Consider the following 20908-nt stretch of genomic DNA (forward strand, 5'->3'; position numbering starts at 1 on the left):
GGTTTGCCACGAGGGCCAGAAGCTCAGCGGAGGCATCGCCCGTCATTCTCCGCTGCATCGGGGCAGAGCTACATGCCAGGAGAACGCAAATGCGAACAGCAATGATTGGTACCGCCGCCATGCTCACGGCGATCTTGGGCTGGCTGTCGCCCGCCCAAGCCCTGACCCAAGAAGAACTGATCGCCAAGATCCAGGCGGCCGGCTACTCGCAGGTCAGCGACATCAAGTCGACGCCAGAAGGCACGACCGTCAAGGCGATGAAGAGCGGCAAGGAAGTCCGGCTCGTCGTCGACAGCAGCGGCCAGATCAAAGAACAAAACTGAGTTCGGAGCAGTCACATGAAGCGGACAATTCGCGCACTTTTCACCCTCGGCGCATGTTTCCTTGCACCTGCTGCCGTTTCCTTCGTCTCGGCGGCCCATGCGCAAAACGTCGATTGGCAGAGCGTCGACGAGACGCTGGGGCGCAAGCCCGCCGTCTCCGACGACGTCCATCGCTACGGCTTTCCCCGTACCGATCTCTCCGTGATGTTGGACGGCGTGGCAATCAAGCCGACGCTGGCGCTCGGCGGCTGGGTCGCGTTCAAGCCTGCGCACGGCGGAACCATGGTTATGGGCGACCTCGTACTGCTCGAGAACGAGATCAATCCCGTGATGGCGAAGATGGTCGCAAGCGGACTCGAAATCACCGCCGTGCATAATCATCTGCTGCGCGCAAATCCGGCGACCTTCTACATGCACGTCGCCGGGCACGGGGACGCGGTCAAGCTGGCCTCGGCAATTCACGATGCGCTTGCTGAAAGCGCGACCCCGCTGACCGTCGCGACAGCCGCCAGTCCGCCGTCGGTCGTCGAACTCGACACGGCAAAGCTCGACCAGATCATCGGCGTCAACGGCCAGGCCAATGGCGGCGTCTACCAATTCAACATCAAGCGGCGCGATCCGATCACGCAAGAGGGCTTGCCGTTGACTCCCGTCGGTCCGATGGGAGTGGCGATCGGCATCAACTTCCAGCCGACCGGTGGCGGCAAGGCGGCCATCACAGGCGACTTCGTACTGACCGGCGAGGAGGTCAACCCGGTCATTTTGGCGCTGCGGGCGCACGGCATCGAGGTGACCGCTCTTCATAGCCACATGCTAAACGAGCAGCCCCGGCTATTCTTCATGCATTTCTGGGCGAACGACGACGCCGTCAAACTCGCCGAAGGCTTGCGCGCGGCCCTCGACAAGACCGCCAGCACGAAGAGTTGAGCCGCGAAGTCACCCGATCCGGAAGCCAAACGATGCTCTCGACGGTGCTTGAGCCGCTACGGAACTACGAAGTTGGTGCGGTGCAGTTTCAATGCGATCGCTGCGCCGCGCCGCCGGAGATACGGGCGCCAGCAATCCCGGCGCTACGGTCATCAATTCGATGCCGATCAACGCAATGACGTGGTCGGCGGACAAATGACGATAGGTGCGGTCGAAAGCGTTTGACGGCATGGTCCGCCGTGCAATGGCCCGTGCCGCCGTTCGGCACGGCAAATCGGCGCGGCCGCCGGTTCAGATCATCAATTCGTGCAGGCCCAACCAGCCAGTGTAGAGGCCGACCAGCACGATCAACGCGGCAGACACATAGGGCGCGCGATGCGTGAAGCGGCTGAAGCCGCTCCAATGGCGTTCGACGTGCCGGATGCCAAGAGCGGCGACGACGCCAGCGGACACCATCGTGATGGCGAGGCCGACGCCGAAGCAGAGGACCAGCACGAAGCCGAGGCTGAACTGCTTCAACTGGATGCAGAGCAGAAGGACGGTGATGGCCGCCGGGCACGGAATGAGGCCACCGGTGAGACCGAACAGGATGATTTGCGGCGTCGTCACGGTGCGTCCGGCGAAGCGCTTGCGGATGTCCGCGGCGTGAGCGCGTGCGTGGGCGTCATCCTGTTCGCCGAGGTCCATGTGGTCGTGATCGTGCTCCTCGAACAGCATCTCGGTGACGTCACCGGCGAGCGCGAGGCGCGCCTTGAAGGCGTGCGGTTCCGGAGTCTCGTCGATGCTCTCCAGATATCCGTCGCGGGAGACGAATGCGAAGGTCTGCTCGGTGCCGTCGGCCCGGATGGTCGTCATCCTGACGTCCGAAGCGGAGGGGAGGCCGCCTCCGTCGCTCCGGATCCGCCAGCGCGGCGGAACGCCGTCCTCGAAGACTTCGATCGAAAGCGTCCTGCCGGCGAGCGCGACGACCTGCGTTTCATCGTGGTGATGATCGTGATGGTGCTCCTCGTTCTGCTGGCGCCAGGTGCGCCACACCATCCAGGCGGCCACGCCGAAGATGATGAGTGCCGACCCGATCTGGAGATAGGCCTCGCTGCGCTCTCCCGAGAGATCCTGGCCGAAATAGAGACCGAGAAGGGCAACCACCCACACCACCGCCGTGTGCGAGATCGTCGCCGACAATCCAAGAAGGACGGCCTGGACGACCGTACCTCGGATCGCGACGATGAACGCCGCCATCATGGTCTTGGAATGGCCGGGCTCGAGGCCATGCAGCGCTCCGAGAAGGATCGCGCTGGGGACGAAGAGCCAGGCGTGCGCGCTGCTCTGTTGCAGCAGTTGCGACAGATCGGTCATGAAATTCACTTCAGGTAGGTTCTGACGACGTCGATCAGGTCGGCTGCGCCCCTGGCCTTCTCGGGATCCTTCTCGCGATCCGGATCCACCACGTGATGGCGGATGTGGTCCTCGATCAGCTCGGTGGTCAGGCCGCCGACGGCACCCCGGACCGACGCGACCAGCATCAGGACGTCCGTGCAGCCAAGCTCGGCCTCCAGCGCGCGTTCGACCGCGTCCAGCTGTCCCTTGATGCGCTTCACCCGCGCCAGGAGCTTCGACTTTTGCTTGATGGTGTGTGACATCTGAATAAGATAGGGGGGTACCCTATAAGCGGTCAAGGTAAGAGACGATGGCCAACGGCCACGTCCTGACCAGGGTCACGCGATAAGATCGACAATGAGAAGCAGGAGGCTGGAGACAAGACCCAGAAACGGTACCCACATTGGGCAAATGAACGCACCCGGCGGCGACGCTTCATGTCGACGTTTGATTCGGATCAGCGCGACATTGACGATTGCGAAAACAACCAGAGTGAAGCGTGCCGTCAAATCTGCAAGGCCACCAAGCGGGACGGCCAGTGAGAGCACCAGGATCGCTCCAATACCGAACGCCGTCGCAAGAAGCGGTGTGTGCGTCACCGGGTTCAACCGTGCAAGGATCTTGGGCAAGTTGCCCTGATCGGCGAGACCATAGATCACGCGGCCGATCATGATCATGTGAACAATGATGCCGTTGAGCGTGGCCACAACAGCAATTGCGCTCATCGTAACGAGCGGAAGGCCCGTCAGCCGCTCGAAGACAAGCGCGAGCGGTGCCGACGAGCGTGCGAGTTCTTGTGGGGGCACCGCCGTCACCGCGATCCACACAACCAGCGCGTAGATCAGCGCCGTCAAGCCGAGGGTCAGAAACAGCGCGCGGGGCAGGGTACGGCTCGGCTCCTTCATTTCTTCCGCGACGTTGACCAGATGCTCGAAGCCGATGAAGGAAAAGACTGCGATGAGCGTCGTTCCGCCGATTCCAATCCAGGCCGTCGCATCACGCGCGGAAGGCCAAAGTTCCGGCAGGCGGGTGACAACGTCGGTTCCGTGACCGAGGCCGGCCGTGATAATCAGCACGAGGCCACCCACCTCGACGAGCGTCATGATCCCCGCGAACGTGACCGACTGTACCGTGGCGAGACATGCCACGACCCCCATCGCAAGCACCACGCCCGAGATGATCCATGGCGCCGGAATGGCCAGGAACACCGCAATATAGCCTGCGCTGCCAACGCTGATGGTCGCAGCCGAGATTGTTGCTGTCGCGACCACGAGAAGTCCGACCGCGAGGCTGAACCATTCGCGACGAAAGGCGGCCTGCACATAGGCCGCCTCGCTGGCGCTCACTGGCATGCGCGTTCCCAGTTCGGCAAATGTGGCTGCGCTGAACGCCATCACGAGTGCTGCAGCGATGAAGGCGAGTGGCGCATGCATGCCACTCCGTGCTGCGGCGATTCCAACGAGGACGTAGATTCCTGCTCCGATGGTGACGCCAAGGCCATAGAGCACCGCATGGGTCAGCGTCAGTGACCGCAAAAGGCGCTTCGACTCGGCCGGCGAGCCAGCAGCCCCGATAGACATTCGACGTTCTCCTCGGATGGAATGACAAGCGCACCTAGCGCGTCCCCACGGCAAAACCGATCTCGATCACGGTTCGGCTGGGGAAGGGGATGATCAAAATCCGGGCACATCCAAGCCCGTCTTGTTCTCAGCCGGCCGCCTGACCGTAAAGTGCACCAGCCCATGCAGCTAAAGCAACCAAGATCAACCCCGGGACGACGCGAACAGCAAAGGAACGTCCGCCGCTCGTGGTGGCAAGAACGATCTTGCTCATCGTATTCGTTGAAAGCCCAGCCAGAATCGGAAGGAGCGCATCAGCGGCCGTGAGCTTTCCCGACGCAACAAGCGAAGCGACCGATATCGCAGCGGAATGCGTATCGGCGAGGCCAACAATGGCCGCAGCGAAGATGATGCCGTTCTCGCCGAATCGAACTTGCAGCGCGGCGCATGCGACGAGAATGATGGAGAGCGTGACTGCAAACACGAGTGTCGTCCAAAGACTGAACGCGCGGCCTCCCTGCAATTCGACGTCCGTTGTCCGTCGCAGCGCGAGCACGGTGAATGCCGCGCCACAGGCGAAGGCAGCCATTCCGGCGATCGTCAGAGGAATTGCAAGGGATAGCGACGTCGTCATGCTCGTAATCGCCAGAACGAGTGCCATCTGAATGATGGTCGCTATCGTGGACAACACGGCGCCGGCAACGGCAGCGGCGAGCACCTCCTTGGCCTTGGCCGCACAAGCTCCCATCGCGGCAATGGTTGCTGTGCTCGAAATGAAGCCCGAAGCGAGGCCGGCGACCGGAAGTCCAAGTCTGGCGCCCAATATACGTACTGCACGCTGATCGCCATCATGAGTATCGCGACAATCCAGATCGAGTGCGAATTTAGCCCACCGTATGGTCCAAAAGGACGATCGGGTACGAGCGGTTGATCCACGTCAACGAGGCGCGCTCGTGCAAAAGGTATATAGCGGCGAGAGGATTTCGAGATGCAGCTGTTCAACTCCGCGAGGAACTACGGCGCGATTCCTCAGGCTCTGCATTGGCTCACGGTCGTTCTCGTGGCCGTCGCCTGGGCGCTTGGCGTCTTCGGTGACGTGCTGCCTAAAGGGGCACCGCGTGAGTCGGGTCTGTTCGTCCATGCGACGGCCGGGATCGTGATCCTCGCGCTACTGGTGGTGCGTTTGGTTTGGCGGCTGGCCGATCCCTCTCCGCCATCCGAAGTGACCGAGTTCGCGACTTGGATGGGAAAGTGGCAGGATCCGGCCGCACGTGTCGCGCATTACGTTCTCTATGCGCTGCTGTTTGCCGTGCCTGTCGTTGGAATCGTATTGCAATTTGCGCGGGGTGATGCCTTGCTGCTGTTTGGCATCTCCGAGATCGCGTCGCCATGGACAAAGGACCGCGTGTTCGCTCACAACGTCAAGGAAGTTCATGAGCTTCTCGCCCATGCCCTCGTCGTCCTGGCCGCCTTGCATGCGGCGGCTGCGCTGATCCATCACTGGATCTTCCGCGATCGGACGCTGATGCGCATGCTGCCTCATTCGGACAATTAGAGCACGCGACACGGCTGTAGGGCACGACGGATGGTCCGGACGTTTCGACGACCGCGGCCGAACGCTCGGCCTTCACGATCTGATCAATCGCTCTGCTCATGCTTCTGATTGCCAGTCCCAGGACGCATTGCCGGGAAGCTGACCGATGCCGGAGTACCGCGTCAGCATCACAGGCGAATGGGCACGTTTGAGAGCGTCGCAGATTGAAGGATACAACCGTGGCGCCCAATGCCGATCGATGGACTGCCAAGGTGCACTCGCCTGCGCGGTGTTGACGTGCACCTGACCGGCGTCCGTCAGGACAGCCCGCCGATGGTGACCTCGATCGGCTCCGAATTGCTTCAACGGAATGTCATGAAGTCTGGGACATTCTTGAGTACCGTGGCAGTGGCTAAGCTCCAAGGCATTATCAGGAGAAAAGCATGAGCCGTCTTCACGTCCACCCTGAAAGCCACCTGGTTGCCCGGATCGGGTGGCTCAGAGCGGCCGTTCTGGGAGCCAATGACGGCATCATTTCCACCGCGAGCCTGATCGTCGGTGTCGCTGCCGCAGCAGCGACACGAAACGACGTCCTGATCGCGGGTGTCGCGGGATTGGTCGCTGGAGCGATGTCGATGGCCGCCGGTGAATATGTCTCCGTCAGCTCGCAGTCGGATACGGAGCAGGCCGACCTTGCACGGGAACGCAAGGAGTTGAGCGACAACCCGACATTTGAGCGCGACGAGCTTGCCGAGATATACGTCAAGCGAGGTGTCGATGAGCCCCTCGCGCGGCAGGTGGCCGAGCAGCTGATGGCGAAAGACGCGTTGACGGCTCATGCCCGAGACGAACTGGGAATTTCGGAGATCACCGCAGCGCGGCCTGTCCAGGCCGCGCTGACCTCTGCGATGATGTTTTCGGTTGGGGCCGCCATGCCCTTGTTGATGGTCGTCGTGTCGCCCGCAAATGCGCTGGTTCCGATCGTTTCCGCGGCTTCGCTCGCTTTCCTCGCTGTGCTGGGGGCGATCGGCGCGAAGGCAGGCGGAGCGAACATTCCGCGCGCCACCGTTCGCGTGACATTTTGGGGAGCCTTCGCCCTGGGTCTCACCGCAGGCATCGGAAAGTTGTTTGGAGCTGTCGTTTGAGGCACGGTCGATGCCTCTGCGACGCTGGCAATGCGTCGGCGGCCGCAACTTCCGCCTGAAGCTGGTCGCGCGAGCGCATGTCGATGAAGCTTGGCAATGTCGGCTGCATCAGCGCGATGACGGTCTGGTTGGCGACACCCTCGTCGCCGACGTGCCGCGACGGTCCGTGTTCGCCGAGCGGATGCGAAATCCTCAGAACCTTGCCTGCGATGGGGGCCGAGACGGTGTAGTCATCCGGCGTCGTCGGGGTCCGCAAGGCCCTAATGCATCGGCTTGCCTGGCCTCATTGCCATGCCCATCATGGCTCCGCTCCGCATGGCTGACATCATCGGCATCATGCCCATCTGCGGCGCGAGTAGATCGTCAGAGGTCGTCTTCTGCTCGTCGGAAAAGCCGGCGACGAGATTGATCAACGCGGATTTCATCGCACGCGTGGCCTCGAGCCGGGCGGCCAACCACTTCTCCTGCCAACTCAGCCGGTCTACCAAAGTCTCAGATCCGGACTCGGCCTGAGACATCATCGATGTCCGCAACTCGCCGAGGGCCTTGGCGTTGGCCCGCAGCGCGTCGGCAAACGCGTTCCAGGCCGGCGCCTGGGCGTCGGTGATCTTGAGCTCTGTCCGGAGGAAGGCGATCCGTCCCTCCACGTGGTCGATCGTCTCCATGCCGTCGCCGGACTGCCGCATCATGCCCATCATCCGCGGCATGTCCGACATCGACATGTTACTGCCCATCATGTTCGTCATGCCCCCACGGTTCATGCCCTGGGACGATCCTGCGCCGCGCGGCGGCTCCGGAGCCGCCGGCTCCTTGGCTGCCGGTGCCTCCTTCTGGTCGAGATGATGGCCCTGATGCTCGGCAGGTGATTGCGCGAAAGAGGGATTGCCGACGATCGTGAGCAGCAAGGCTGCTGCAAGCGTTGGACTTCGCATCGTAGTCCTCCTGAGGTCTGGCATTGAATGGATTGTGACCCTCGCCGCTTGATGCGAGTTGATTCAGGTCAACCAGGGGGATGGCCGCGGCAGGGGGCCGTAGCGAAGGTTACGGCACAGACAAGGATCGTCTTCTTCAAGTCGTGTCTCCTAGTGGTGGCGCTGGTGGTCGTGCTGTTTTGCCGGACTCTCGGCCGTATACCCGCGCAGCTCGGCGTACTTCTCCAACTGGGCCTTATCGAGGACCGCGGCGGTGAGCAGGTGATATTTGAGGTGGGTCTGGCGGAGCTGTCCCTGCGTCGTCGAGATCGCCGCTGTTGTCGACCTCAGGCTCTCGGCCGTGATCGTTCGCTCCGCGAATTGACGATCCAGATCGCTCTCCTGCTCGATCAACCTGTTGCCGATCGGAGTGGTCTCGGTCTTCATCGCGGAGAACATCTCCTGGACCTTGCTCCGCTGCTCGGCAGTCAATCCCAGTTGGTCCGCGAGTTCGACGACATGAGAGGGGCCCGGATAGCCGTTGAGCTCGGCGGCGAGCGCGAGACCCATGCCGCGTCCGGCCTGGAGGTCTGCGATCTGCTGCTCGGAGAGTGCCTTGACCTGCCGCGACTGCATGCCGGCGTACGGCGTCTGTGCCCAGGCCAGCACCGGGACCAGCAAGGCAGTGACCAAAACGACTGATTTCATGACGTCCACCTCCTCTTTTCGGAAAAGAACCAACTGTCCTACGCTGCGGCTTGCGGCGCGCGCGTGACGTCCGCCGCCGTGTCAACGGGATGGTCCGCGACCGGCTGCTCGCCGGGCGGCAGCCCTCGCCCCTTCACCAGGCCGAAGATCGCCGGGATGACGATCAGCGTCAGCAGCGTCGACGAGATCATGCCGCCGATCATAGGCACGGCGATGCGCTGCATGATCTCGGATCCGGTGCCGGTGCTCCACATGATCGGCAGAAGGCCGGCCATGATGGCAACCACGGTCATCATCTTCGGTCGAACGCGCTCGACGGCGCCCACCATGATCGCATCATGGAGATCTCGTCGGGTCAAAGCGCGCCCCTCGACACTGCGCCTGGCCTTCACCTCGGCCAACGCGTGATCGAGATAGATCAGCATCACCACGCCGGTCTCGGCGGCGACGCCGGCGAGCGCGATGAATCCGACCGCCACCGCGACGGACAGGTTGAAGCCCAGCCACCACATCATCCAGATGCCGCCGACCAGCGCGAACGGCAGCGATAGCATCACGATCAAGGTCTCTGTCATCGCCCTGAAGTTCAGGTACAACAGCAGGAAGATGATGGTCAGAGTGACCGGCACTACGACCTTCAGCCGTGCGGCGGCCCGCTGCAGATATTCGTACTGGCCGCTCCAGACCACGTAGGTGCCGGCGGGAAACTGGATGCTGTCGTTGACCGCGCGCTGTGCGTCGGCGACGTAGCCTCCGATATCTCGATCGCGGATGTCGACATAGATGTAGGTGGCGAGCTGCCCGTTCTCCGTCCGGATCGACGTCGGCCCGCGTGCGGGCTCGATCCTCGCCACTTCTCCCAGAGGCACGGCGCCCCCCGCCGGCATCGGCACGAGGATGTCGCTGGCGATGGCTTTCGGACTGTCACGGAGGTCGCGCGGATAGCGCATGTTCACGGCGAACCGCTGCCGGCCTTCGACCGTCGTCGTGACCGTCTGGCCACCGAGCGCCGCGGCGATGGTATCCTGGACGTCCTGGATCAGGAGTCCGTAACGGGCGAGCGCCTCCCGGTCTGGCGTGATCTCCAGATAGTAGCCGCCGATGCCTCGCTCTGCGTAGGCAGATGAAGTCCCTGGCACGGCCTTGAGGACGCGCTCGATCTGCTTGGCAAGACGGTCGATCTCGACCAGGTCGGTGCCCATTACCTTCACGCCGATCGGGGTGCGGATGCCGGTGGAGAGCATGTCGATGCGTGCCTTGATCGGCATGGTCCAGGCGTTGGAGACACCGGGAAACTGCAGCGCCTTGTCCATCTCGGCGATCAGGCTGTCGACAGTCACGCCCGGTCGCCACTGCTCCTTCGGCTTCAGGTTGACCACGGTCTCGAACATCTCCGTCGGCGCGGGATCGGTCGCAGTCGCCGCCCGTCCCGCCTTGCCGTAGACCGACGCGACCTCCGGAAAGGACTTGATGATCCGGTCCTGCATCTGCATCAGCTCGGCTGCCTTGGTGACCGAGATGCCCGGCAGCGTCGTCGGCATGTAGAGCAGGGTGCCCTCGTTCAACGCAGGCATGAACTCGGTGCCGAGCTGACGGGCCGGCCAGACCGTAACTGCGAGGACCGCCAACGACGCGAGGATCACGAGGGTCTTGGCGCGCAGCACCCTCTTGATGACCGGCCGGTAGATCCAGATCAGGAAACGGTTGATGAAGTTCTTGTGCTCCGGGACGATCCTGCCGCGGACGAAGATCACCATCAGCGCCGGCACCAGGGTCACCGAGAGGAGCGCCGCCGCGGCCATGGAGAACGTCTTGGTGAACGCCAGCGGGCTGAACAGCCGTCCCTCCTGAGACTCCAGGGTGAAGATCGGCATGAACGACACGGTGATGATCAGCAGGCTGAAGAACAACGCCGGCCCCACTTCTGAGGCCGCTTCGATCAGGATCTGGACGCGCGACTGATCCGGCTTCGCTCGTTCCAGATGCTTGTGCGCGTTTTCGATCATGACGATGGCGGCATCCACCATGGCACCGATCGCGATTGCGATCCCGCCGAGGCTCATGATGTTGGAGCCCAGCCCCAGCAGCTTCATGGCGCCGAACGCCATCAGCACGCCGACCGGCAACATCAGGATGGCGACGAGCGCGCTGCGGACGTGCAGCAGGAAGACCACGCAGACCAGCGCCACGACGATGCTCTCTTCGAGGAGCGTATGCTTGAGGGTGTCGATGGCGGCGTAGATCAGGTTGGAGCGGTCGTAGACCGGGACGATCTCGACGGACTTCGGCAGGCTGCTCGCGATTTCCTTGAAGCGCTTCTTGACGTTCTCGATGACGTCGAGGGCGTTGACCCCGAAGCGCTGCAGCACGATGCCGCTCGCGACCTCGCCTTCACCGTTGAGCTCGGCGATGCCACGCCGCTCGTCAGGACCGAGCTCGACGGTGGCGACATCACGCAACAACACCGGCGTGCCGTTGCTGGACTTCAGGACGATATTGCCGAGATCGTTGATGCTCTTGATATAGCCTTTGCCGCGGATGACGTACTCGAACTCGGACAGCTCCACGGTCCGGCCGCCGACGTCCGCGTTTGAAGCACGGATCGCCTCCCGGATCTTCTGCATGCTGATCCCGCGGTCCCGCATGCGCTGCGGATCGAGGACCACGTTGTACTGCTTGACGAAGCCGCCGATGCTGGCGACCTCGGCGACGCCCTCGGCCTTGGCCAGCGCGAATTTCAGCGTCCAGTCCTGGATGGTGCGCGTCTCGGCGAGATTGAGCTCCTTTGACATGACGGCGTACTGATAGACCCAGCCGACGCCGGTCGCGTCGGGGCCGATCGTCGGCGTCACTCCGGCCGGAAGCCGGGAGGCGGCCCCGTTCAGAAACTCCATCACCCGCGAGCGCGCCCAGTAGATATCCGTCCCATCCTCGAAGATCACGTAGACGAATGACACTCCGAAGAACGAAAATCCGCGCACGACCTTCGACTTCGGGACCGTCAGCATGGCGGTCGTCAGCGGATACGTGACCTGATCCTCGATCACCTGCGGGGCCTGGCCCGGGTATTCCGTGTAGACGATCACCTGCGTGTCAGAGAGGTCTGGTATCGCGTCGAGGGGAAGTCGGACCAGGGCGTAGAGCCCGGCAGCGGCCGCGAAGCCGGTGCCGAACAGCACCAGAAGCAGGTTGCGGGCCGACCAGGCGATGATGCGGGAGATCATTTGTGTTCTCCCATATCGCTGTGCGAAGCGCCTTCGGACTGGGAGGCGCCGGCTTCGGCGAAGCCCTTCAGCGCCGCCTTCAGGTTGCTTTCCGCATCGATCAGGAAGTTGGCGGAGGTGACCACGGCTTCGCCGGAGGCTAGACCGTCCCGCACCTCGACGTAGCCGCCGCCTCTGCGCCCCAGTTTGACTTCGCGGGGCTCGAAGCGCCCTTCGCCTTTGTCGACAAGGACGGCCTGGCGGCTGCCGGTGTCGAGCACGGAACTGTCGGGGACCGCCAGGACCGGCGCGGGATCGGCGGTGTCGATGTCGGCATCGACATACATGTCGGGCAGCAGCGCCGCGTCGGGGTTGGCGAGCTCGATCCGGACACGAACGGTTCGGGTGTCGCGGTTCACCTGCGGATAGACGACGGCGATCTTGCCGGCGAAGGTGCGACCGACAAAGCTTCTCGCGCGGACCGTCACGGGCAGACCCACGGCGATGTTGCCGAGATCGCGTTCGGCAACGTCGACCAAGGCCCATACCACCGAGGTGTCGGCGATGCGGAACAGCACGTCGCCCGGATTGGCCCGCATGCCCTCGATCGCGTTGCGCTCGAGCACGATCCCGTCGCGCGGCGCGGACCAGCGGATGGTGACGGGCGCGACCCGTGTTCGTTCCATTTCCGCGATCACCGATTCCGGTACGTCGAGATTGACCAGCCGCTGCCGGGACCCGCGGCCGTACATCTCAACGCCCCCGACGGTCCTGGACGTGATCGTCGCCAGATACTCCGCGGCGGCGGAAGCGACCGCCGAACTGTAGATGTCCATCAGCGGCTGGCCCGCTTTGACGCGGCTGCCCGTGGTCACGTCGGCGATCTTCTGGACAAAGCTCTCGGCCCGCATGGCGATCACGGACACGCGGCGCTCGTCCAACTGTATCGTGCCGGGAGCCTTCACCGAGACCCGGACGGTGCGCCGCTCGACGGGCTCCGACTTCACTCCGGTCCGCTGAATCTTGCCTGGTGAGAGTTTCACCGCGCCGTCATCGACGTCGTCGCCTTCGTAGACGGGCACGTAGTTCATCCCCATGGGATCCTTCTTCGGCACCGGCGAGGTGTCGGGCAGGCCCATAGGGTTCCGGTAGTAGATGATCTTGCGCGATGAGTCCGCTTGTTGCTTCGGCTTCTCCGGCTCGGGGGCGGGCTGATCGTCGTCGTAGACGGGCAGGTAGTCGCGCCCGCGCTCATCCTTCTTGGGGCCGGCCGACCATAGCGCCGCGCCGCTCGGATCGCGGAAATAGAGCGGAGTTCGGCCCGCGGACGCGGCTGCGGGTGCTTCAGCATGGACGGACCAATGCTCGCCCTTCGCGTACCAAATGGCACCGAGGGCCATGCCGGCCATCATTGCGAGTGCCGTCAAAAGACGCTGCGTGTTCATGATGTGCTACCCGCGCGCTCAGGGCGCGCGTCCATGTGAATGGGTGAGAGAAGTCCGGGCGCCGCCGGGCGGCGCCCGGAGGCTCACTTCGTCGCCTTGACGATCACCTTGCCGGTGACGGTCTCGGTCTCGCCCTGCACCTTCGCGGACAGCGTGACCTGGTAGCGGCCGGCCATCGGCAGATCGGTCTTGAAGTTGTAGACGCCAGGCTCCTTGGACGGGAGCGGCGAGACTGCCGATTCCATGTCGGCCATGCCGTCCGGCGCCATGTCGACGCGGGTCTTGAAGATCACCGCATCCGGTACCGGCTTCCCGGTCTGCTTGTTGGTCAGACGGACGGCGAGCGTGACGTCGTCACCCTTCTTCATCTCCGGATTGACCGGCTCGAACGTGTAGTCGCCTGCGCCCGCCATCGCCGCTGAAGCGGCAAGCGAAAGGGTTGCGGCGAAAGCCGCGGTCGCGAATTTGGAAAGCATTGTCCTGTCCTCATGATCTGATCTCGGCCGTGGCGCCATGGGCGCACACGTCAGCCGTCATCGCGCGCAGCCGTGCTGCGCGCGTCCGGGTCTGCGAGATCAGGTTCGAGGAGGGCGGAAGGGAGGGCTGCCGCCGCGGTAGGACATCACCTGATCCGCGGGAATGGCGATCTTGCTCGCCGGCAGGAAGAAAAACTCGAAGCCGAGGACGCGTACTTCACCAAGTGCGAGAGCCCCGCCGACGCAGCAGAAGCCCATCCGGCACTTGTCGCCGTCCTTGTGGGAAGTCGTCCCTTTCATGCCGTCCGGGCAACAATCGTCCATCGACATGTCATCGCCGGCCGTCATGTGCATCGTCGCGCGCATCTCACCCGACGGCGCCGCGTAGCCGGCGGCGGACGCGCCGAGCGGCAGCATCGCCAGCGAGACGGCGATCGCAAACGCGAGGAGGGTACGGACGAGCCGCATCGTGAATCGACTTACCTTTCGGGCCGCAGCGCTACTCAATTAGCATACTCCGGCACGGACGCAGATCCTTGATCCCGCTCAAGAAATCGTGACCGAAGCCATTCTACCTCGCCAGGTCGCCCATGGACGAATATACCCCCATGGGGTAATTTGCAAGATGGGAGTATTTGAGGCGAGGTGGTGCCAGAAGGAGCCGAGTTAGAATCAGCTTGAGCTGGTCTTCTTTTGCAGCACGAGCTTGAGAGCGGCACCCCCCATTCTCGAATCCTCGATCCACAGTCGACCGTCATAGAGGCTGATCAAGTCGCGGGCGATCGCGAGACCGAGCCCGGTCCCCGGCTTCGTATCGTCCAGTCTCGTGCCCACATCGAACACGCGGGTTCGATGTTCGACTGGAATGCCCGGCCCATCGTCCTCCACCGTGATCAAAACGGTGCTATCGAGGTCTTCGATCGCAATCACGACGCGGTCGCGCGCCCATTTGGCGGCGTTATCGAGCAGGTTTCCGATCAGCTCGGTCAGATCGTTGGAGTCACAGGCCACGACGAGGTCGGTCGGGCCTTCAACCTCGAACCGCCGCTCGTGCCCCGGACCAAATCGCGAATAGGTGTTGATGACGCTCCTCAGGACGTCTGCCAACAGCGAGCACGCGCCCGCATTTGCGATTCCGGACGCCTTGGCGCGCGCTGTCTGATAGTCGATCAGCAGCGCCATTCGCGAGCATTGCTCGGAGAGGGCTCGCGCGTGATGCTCCTGGCCGGACGCCCTCAGCCGCGCTGCTTCCTCGTCGAGAATGGCCAGCGGTGTCTTCAGCGCATGTGCAAAATTGCCCGCGAGCCCGCGGGCGCGCTCGACCATCGTGAGATTGGCCGTGATCATTCCATTCAACTCGGTCACCAGCGGCATGATTTCCCCCGGCAGGTCCTCGGGCAGGCGGGTGGTCTTGCCGCTGCGCACGTCCATGATGGCGCGACCCATGCGTTGCAGTGGCCGCAATCCGTAGACGACCTGTGCGTAGGCTGTGCCTACCATGGCGAGCGCCATGAAGCCCAGCATCGCCACCAGCGTCCGATTCAGGTGCTGCATCTCGTCGCTTATCAGCCGCTCATCCGCACCGATGCGAACTTCCACCGGTTGCCCGAGACGAGACGGCTCGCTGACGGTTCGAATCATGCGCAGCGGCCCAGTCGGCCCCTCCATATTCGTGAGCGCCGCCATGGTGCTCGGGGATCCGTCGCGATCTTGGTCGGGGGGCAATGAAAGAAAGAGATCATCCTGCAGCGACGGCGAACGCGCGCTGTTGCCGTTCTGCAGAATGACCTGCCAATACATGCCGGACCGGGCAGGGGAGAAACGCGGGTCGCTCAGATGACGGGTGATGATTGGCCGCTGCGCGGCATCGAGCTCGACGAGATCGACGAGCTCGCGGGCATGATCAAGCAGGTCATGATCGATGTGCGCCTCGACGACACGGCGAATGATGATCGACAGCCCGAGTCCGCTGGAGAACGAGACGATCGAAATCCAGATCGCGGCGACGGCCATCATTCGGGCCCGGAAATTGCGACGGAACATTGTTCTATCCGAAGCGATATCCCATGCCTCTGATGGTACGAATGCAGTCGCGTCCCAGCTTTCTCCTGAGCCGGGCAATGTAGACCTCGACGGTGTTGGAGTCGCCATGATCGTTGCCGGTATAGATGTGGTCCAGCAGCTCGGTCTGCGACACGATATGATCGGCGCGGCGCATGAGGAGTTCGAGGACACGTAACTCGAGTGCGGTCAGATCGACAATCTCACCGTCCTTCTTGACCGAGCCTGCCGCAGGATTGAATTCGATCTGACGGAGACGGAGCACCGCCTCAGGTCTGTTGCTGACCCGGCGTAGCAGCGATTTGACCCGTGCGACGAGCTCCTGGGTCTTGAACGGCTTTTCCAGATAGTCGTCCGCGCCCGCGTTGAGACCGTTGACGCGCTCGGCCCAGCCGCTGCGCGCGGACAGGATCAGCACCGGCAGCGTGTGTCCCGTATGGCGCCAGCGCTGCAGCACGTCGAGGCCCGAAATGCACGGCAGACCGAGATCGAGCACCGCGGCATCATAGGGCTGGCTATTGCCCAGCATCCAGCCTTGCCTGCCATCGGTCGCGAGATCCGCCTCGAAGCCGGCGTCGGCCAGGCTTTCCTTGATGCGCTCGGCGTAGACGGGCTCGTCCTCGATGAGCAGAATGCGCATTTGCCACGACTCCGGTTTGCAGAAGGAGGCCGACGATGCCGAGACGCGGATCGGCCCCGAACGCTATGGATTGATCCCGAGCTGCCTCGCGGTGTCGGCGATGCGCGTGCGTTCGGCGACGTCCTCTGCGAAAATCGACAGGGCGCGCTGCAGCGATTGCTTCGCCGCCTCGACCTCGCCCAGCACTACCCGCGAGCGGATCAGCTTGATCCAGCCTTCTGCATCTCTTGGTGATTGCTCGAGCCGTGCCGCAAGGCCGTCCACCATGCCGCGGATCATCAGGTTGCGGTCATCCGTGGACATCATTTCCGCCTTGCGGATGTCCGCGGCTCGGGGGCCGTGCGGTTCGGCCGTCTCGCTCGCGGCTGTCTGTCCGGAGCGCAGCAGCTGTTGCATGCGCTCGGCGGAAAGGTCAGGCCGAACAGGCGAGGGCGAGCTGTCATTCTCTCCGAGCTCGCGGCGAAGCGCATCCAGCCGCTGCTTGAGATCGGGCAGCCACGGTTCGTTCGGATCGGCCTCCGAGACGATGGCTGTCCAGTCGGCCATCGCACCTTTTTTGTCTCCCTCCTGCTCCTTCACGACGCCGATGAAGAAGCGAGCGCGCGCGTCCTTGGGATCGAGTCTGAGGGCTTCGTCAAAATCCGCGTGAGCGTCTGACGTGACGGTGCCGTCCGCGGCCCGCACCAGCGCTTCGCCTCGCGCACTGCGATATTCGGCCGAGCCGGGCCGCAGTTCGGTGGCGCGCCCGTAGGCCTGTGCCGCCTCGGCAAAACGCTCGATGTTGAACAACGACCAGCCGAGCAGGCGCCACCCGTCGGCATCCCGTGGATTGCGCTCCAGTCTGGTCTGGACACGCTGGATCATCTCCTCGACCGGCGGCAGTCCGCTGCTCTGCTGCGGCCGGTCGCGTCCGTCCTGCCCGGTCATCTGCTCGAGCGTGGCAATGGCCTGGGTGCCGGCGTCGGATCGCGCCTCGCCGACTGACCTTGCGGTGGTGCTGCTGGCGGCCTGGCCCGGCCCGGCTGCGGGTACATCCGGATTTCCGACGAGCGCATACAGAGCGACGGAGCCGAACACCACCGTCGTCGTGACGACCGTGAGCGCGAACTTTCGTTCAGAGCTGGTGAGGGAGGCGGCTGGCGGCTGTTCGGCGGCGACCGCGGCGAGAATGCGCCGCCTGATCTCATTGGCCGTGGTCTCGCCGTCCGACTTGTCGATCAGGCCGCGCGTGGTGTCGTTCTCGATCTCGCGGAGCTGGTCGCGGTGGACGGCGATTTCCCGCGCCGAGGCCAGCTGTCTCCGCTCGTAGCCGCGGATGAAGGGCGCCGAGACGAGCACGGCGGCCACGGAAATCATCGCCGTCAGGATCAGCCAAAGCATCATGAAAGGCTCCGTCGATCGAGGATCACCTCGATGGCTTTGAGTTCGTCGGCGCTGAGCGGCGCAGCAGGCCCTGCCTCGGGAGATGTCGCATTGCCAGCCGCGCGGCGCATGTAACGGCCAAAGACGATGACCGCCGTGAGCAGCGCCAGGAACGGACCGATCCAAAGCGGAATCGTATTCCACTGCAACGGCGGCCTGAGCAGAACGAAGTTGCCGTAGCGCGCGACGAGGAAGTCGACCGCTTGTTGATCGCTGTCGCCGGCCTGCAGGCGATCGCGCAGCAGGACCCTCAGGTCGTGGGCCAACGGTGCGTTGGAATCGTCGATGCTCTGATTTTGACACACGACGCAGCGCAATTGCTGGCCCAGCGCGCGCGCGCGTGTTTCCAGCCTTTCGTCCTGCAGCATTTCGTCGGGCAACACGGCACGGCACGGCGACCATATCGCCGTCAACACGAGCGAGGTGAGGAGCAGCGCTTCGACCAGGCGCCTGATCTGCCGGCCGCTCATGACTCACTCCTGAGCGCCTTCAGCAGCGGCTCGAAATCCTCACGCCAGACATCCTCAGTCAGCGGGCCGGGATAGCGGAAGCGGATCCGCCCGGCCCGGTCGATCACGAAGGTTTCGGGAACGCCGGTCACGCCGAGATCGATGCCGGTCCGGCCGGACTCATCGGAGCCGACACGTGCATAGGGACTGCCATGCTTGGCAAGCCAGCGCTTGCCGTCGTTCCGATCGTCTTTCCAGTTCAGCCCGTAGATCGGGATTGCGGCGCTCTCTGCGAGCTTGAGCAGCATCGGGTGCTCGACGCGGCACCCGGGACACCAGGATGCGAACACGTTGAGCAGCAGGACGTCGCCTTGCAGATCGGTACTGGCAAGACCGGCACTCTTGCCGTCGAGCGATGCGAGCTGGAAGCGCGGCGTCGGCTTGTCGATGAGAGTCGAGGGCATCCGCCGGGGATCGTTGGTCAGGCTGAACGCCAGCCCGACGGCCAGGGCGGCGAAGGCCACGACGGGGATGAGATAAGGAAGGCGCGGCATGTCTCGTCCTATTCGGCGGGAACGGCAGTCGGCACGGCCCGCATCGCCCGGCGCGGCGCGCCGACGCGCAGTCTCCGGTCGGCCAGCGAAATGAAGCCGCCACAGGCCATCATCAGCGCGCCGATCCAGACCAGCGGCACGAGAGGATGATAGTAGCAGCGCACCGCCCAGCCGCCCTTGTCGTCGGGATCGCCGAGCGTCACGTACACGTTCCAGATCAGGTTGGTGCGGATGCCCGCGGCGGTGGTCATCTGCTGCCGGACGGGATAGAAGCGGCGCTCGCTGGACAGCTGCGTGAACGGCTTGCCGTTGCGCGTGATGTCGAACACACCCCGCTCGGCTTCGTAGTTGGGGCCTGGAAACTTTCCGATCGAGCGCAGCTTGATGTCGTAGCCAGCGAGTTGCAGGCTCTCGCCCGGCCGCAGCATCTGCACCTTTTCGCTGGCCCACGCCGTCATTCCCGTGATGCCGGCGACGGTGACGCCCATCCCAGCATGGGCCAGCACCAGCCCGTAGACCGCGAGCGGGGTGGTGCGCGCGAGGCTGAGCGAGGTCGCCAGCGGGGTCGCCGGGCCGAGTCGCACGCGATGAATCAGGACCATCAGCGAGCCGACGACGAGCCAAACGGCGATGCCGAAGAACAACGCGACCAGGAAACGCTGCCCGAACGTCGCAATGAGAACGGCAACGACGACGAATGCCGCAAGCCCTCCGGCCAGGCGGAGCCGCTGCAGCGCCGTGACGAGCAGATCGCGCTTCCACTTCAGCACCGGGCCGATCACCATGGCGAGCAGCAGCGGGACCATGATGGGAACGAATGTCATATTGTAGTAGGGCGGGCCGACCGAGATCTTGTCGTTGCCCAGCATGTCGACGATCAGCGGGTAGAACGTGCCGAGAAAGACGGTGGCCACGGCTGCGGTCAGCAGCACATTGTTGAGCACGAGGCCACTCTCACGGCTGACGGCCGCGAACAATGCGCCGTGCTTCAGGGCTGGCGCCCGGATCGCATAAAGCGTCAGTGCTCCGCCGGTTGCCAGCAGGATCAGCGCCAGGATGAATGCGCCGCGCGACGGGTCCTGTGCGAAGGCATGAACGCTGGTGAGTACTCCGGACCTCACCAGGAAAGTGCCGATCAGGCTCAAGGAGAAGGTCACGATCCCCAGCAGGATCGTCCAGCTCTGCAGCGCGCTCCGACGCTCGACCACCAGGGCGGAATGCAGCAGCGCTGTCCCCGCAAGCCACGGCATGAAGGAGGCGTTCTCGACTGGGTCCCAGAACCACCAGCCGCCCCAGCCGAGCGTATAGTAGGCCCATGCGCTCCCGAGCGTGATTCCGATCGTGAGAAAGCACCAGGCCGCCAGTACCCACGGCCGTACCCAGCGGGCCCAACTCGCATCGACCCTGCCCTCGATCAGCGCGGCAACCGAGAATGAGAAAGCCATCGAGAAGCCGACATAGCCCAGATACAGAAACGGCGGATGAAATGCGAGACCGGGATCCTGCAGGATCGGATTGAGCCCGTTGCCTTCAAGGGGAGCATCGATCAGCCGCGCGAACGGATTCGAGGTCGAGACGATGAAGGCCAGGAAGCCAAGGCCGATCATGCCGTGGACGCCAAGCACGTTGCTCTGCAGCCTGTCGGGCAGGTTCGTCCCGAACAGTGCAACCGCCGCGCCGAACACCGTGAGGATCAGGACCCACAACAGCATGGATCCCTCGTGGTTTCCCCATACGCCAGAGATCTTGTAGAGCAGCGGCTTCAGCGTGTGCGAATTGGCTGCGACGACCTGTACCGAGAAGTCGGAGTGGACGAATAGCGACGTCAGGCATGCGAACGCGATCGCGACGAACAAAAACTGGGTCAGGGCGGCGTGACGAACGAAGCCGGCGATCATCGCGGACTGGCGACGCAGCGCGGCGAACGGAACGATCGACTGCACCAGAGACACGACGAGCGCGAGAATGAGTGCAAAGGATCCGGCCTCCGCTGTCATGTTGGCTCCCCGACCGCAGCGAATATTCCTGCGACTAACTATCAAGTGTCTGTGATGAGTTGACACTCAATGCGCCGAATAAGGCATCATTCGTACCGAATGATGATGATCATTCGACGTGCGTCGTAGTGTAAGTGCAACTCAGTCGCATGGGCTCTTCGGTGAGCGATATGATGG

The 20908-nt window shown here is 63.6% G+C and carries 20 protein-coding genes; 4 read left to right on the top strand and 16 right to left on the bottom strand.

The features are described from left to right. Positions 1-89: 89 nt before the first annotated feature. Positions 90-323: a PepSY domain-containing protein gene (locus QQL87_RS27945; protein WP_284422178.1), complete on the top strand. Its 234-nt coding sequence runs from the start codon at positions 90-92 to the stop codon at positions 321-323. Positions 324-338: 15 nt separating this feature from the next. Next, a complete protein-coding gene (locus tag QQL87_RS27950) occupies positions 339-1250 on the top strand; it encodes a DUF1259 domain-containing protein (protein WP_284422179.1) in 912 nt (303 codons plus the stop codon). A gap of 291 nt (positions 1251-1541) precedes the next feature. Here the strand turns inward: QQL87_RS27950 and QQL87_RS27955 are convergent, their stop codons facing one another. From QQL87_RS27955 to QQL87_RS27970, 4 genes are all read right to left on the bottom strand, one after another. Further along, a complete protein-coding gene (locus tag QQL87_RS27955; protein WP_284422180.1) occupies positions 1542-2606 on the bottom strand; it encodes a HoxN/HupN/NixA family nickel/cobalt transporter in 1065 nt (354 codons plus the stop codon). A 5-nt stretch (positions 2607-2611) separates the two neighbouring features. Then, positions 2612-2890, bottom strand: coding sequence for a metal/formaldehyde-sensitive transcriptional repressor (locus QQL87_RS27960; RefSeq protein WP_284422181.1), 279 nt, complete (start codon positions 2888-2890; stop codon positions 2612-2614). A 75-nt stretch (positions 2891-2965) separates the two neighbouring features. Beyond that, positions 2966-4207 (bottom strand): APC family permease, encoded by a 1242-nt coding sequence (locus tag QQL87_RS27965; RefSeq protein ID WP_284422182.1) that lies wholly within the window; start codon positions 4205-4207, stop codon positions 2966-2968. Between the two features lie 127 nt (positions 4208-4334). Beyond that, positions 4335-5009 carry a DUF4010 domain-containing protein gene (locus QQL87_RS27970; protein WP_284422185.1) on the bottom strand — a complete coding sequence of 225 codons (675 nt, stop codon included), beginning with the start codon at positions 5007-5009 and terminating at the stop codon, positions 4335-4337. 165 nt (positions 5010-5174) lie between these two features. Between QQL87_RS27970 and QQL87_RS27975 the strand changes: the two genes are divergently transcribed. Both QQL87_RS27975 and QQL87_RS27980 read left to right on the top strand, forming a co-directional pair. Further along, the gene (locus tag QQL87_RS27975) at positions 5175-5741 is read left to right on the top strand and encodes a cytochrome b (RefSeq protein WP_284422186.1); all 567 of its coding nucleotides are present in this window, start codon (positions 5175-5177) and stop codon (positions 5739-5741) included. A gap of 422 nt (positions 5742-6163) precedes the next feature. Further along, positions 6164-6865 carry a VIT1/CCC1 transporter family protein gene (locus QQL87_RS27980; protein WP_284422187.1) on the top strand — a complete coding sequence of 234 codons (702 nt, stop codon included), beginning with the start codon at positions 6164-6166 and terminating at the stop codon, positions 6863-6865. A gap of 260 nt (positions 6866-7125) precedes the next feature. Here the strand turns inward: QQL87_RS27980 and QQL87_RS27985 are convergent, their stop codons facing one another. From QQL87_RS27985 to QQL87_RS28040, 12 genes are all read right to left on the bottom strand, one after another. Then, positions 7126-7797 carry a Spy/CpxP family protein refolding chaperone gene (locus tag QQL87_RS27985; RefSeq protein ID WP_284422188.1) on the bottom strand — a complete coding sequence of 224 codons (672 nt, stop codon included), beginning with the start codon at positions 7795-7797 and terminating at the stop codon, positions 7126-7128. Between the two features lie 150 nt (positions 7798-7947). Next, a complete protein-coding gene (locus QQL87_RS27990) occupies positions 7948-8484 on the bottom strand; it encodes a Spy/CpxP family protein refolding chaperone (RefSeq protein WP_284422189.1) in 537 nt (178 codons plus the stop codon). A 38-nt stretch (positions 8485-8522) separates the two neighbouring features. After that, positions 8523-11708, bottom strand: a complete 3186-nt coding sequence (locus QQL87_RS27995; RefSeq protein ID WP_284422190.1) for an efflux RND transporter permease subunit — start codon at positions 11706-11708, stop codon at positions 8523-8525. Further along, complete coding sequence (locus QQL87_RS28000; protein ID WP_284422191.1) at positions 11705-13132, bottom strand: efflux RND transporter periplasmic adaptor subunit; 1428 nt, start codon at positions 13130-13132, stop codon at positions 11705-11707. The genes QQL87_RS27995 and QQL87_RS28000 overlap by 4 nt, the downstream gene beginning before the upstream one ends. An 83-nt stretch (positions 13133-13215) precedes the next feature. Then, positions 13216-13608 carry a FixH family protein gene (locus QQL87_RS28005; protein WP_284422192.1) on the bottom strand — a complete coding sequence of 131 codons (393 nt, stop codon included), beginning with the start codon at positions 13606-13608 and terminating at the stop codon, positions 13216-13218. Positions 13609-13707: 99 nt separating this feature from the next. Next, positions 13708-14076, bottom strand: coding sequence for a hypothetical protein (locus QQL87_RS28010; RefSeq protein ID WP_284422193.1), 369 nt, complete (start codon positions 14074-14076; stop codon positions 13708-13710). Between the two features lie 204 nt (positions 14077-14280). After that, positions 14281-15651 (bottom strand): ATP-binding protein, encoded by a 1371-nt coding sequence (locus tag QQL87_RS28015; protein ID WP_284422196.1) that lies wholly within the window; start codon positions 15649-15651, stop codon positions 14281-14283. Positions 15652-15655: 4 nt separating this feature from the next. Then, complete coding sequence (locus QQL87_RS28020; protein WP_284422197.1) at positions 15656-16309, bottom strand: response regulator transcription factor; 654 nt, start codon at positions 16307-16309, stop codon at positions 15656-15658. Positions 16310-16372: 63 nt separating this feature from the next. Beyond that, positions 16373-17692, bottom strand: coding sequence for a c-type cytochrome biogenesis protein CcmI (gene ccmI / locus QQL87_RS28025; RefSeq protein ID WP_284422198.1), 1320 nt, complete (start codon positions 17690-17692; stop codon positions 16373-16375). Then, the gene (locus QQL87_RS28030) at positions 17689-18201 is read right to left on the bottom strand and encodes a cytochrome c-type biogenesis protein (protein WP_284422199.1); all 513 of its coding nucleotides are present in this window, start codon (positions 18199-18201) and stop codon (positions 17689-17691) included. The genes ccmI and QQL87_RS28030 overlap by 4 nt, the downstream gene beginning before the upstream one ends. Beyond that, positions 18198-18734: a DsbE family thiol:disulfide interchange protein gene (locus QQL87_RS28035; RefSeq protein WP_284422200.1), complete on the bottom strand. Its 537-nt coding sequence runs from the start codon at positions 18732-18734 to the stop codon at positions 18198-18200. Before QQL87_RS28035 ends, QQL87_RS28030 begins: the two co-directional genes overlap by 4 nt. Positions 18735-18742: 8 nt before the next feature. Then, on the bottom strand, positions 18743-20731 hold the full coding sequence (locus tag QQL87_RS28040) for a heme lyase CcmF/NrfE family subunit (protein ID WP_284422248.1): 1989 nt from the start codon (positions 20729-20731) through the stop codon (positions 18743-18745). Between the last annotated feature and the right edge of the window lie 177 nt (positions 20732-20908).

It is taken from the genome of Bradyrhizobium sp. SSBR45G (assembly GCF_030159255.1).
GTDB lineage: Bacteria > Pseudomonadota > Alphaproteobacteria > Rhizobiales > Xanthobacteraceae > Bradyrhizobium.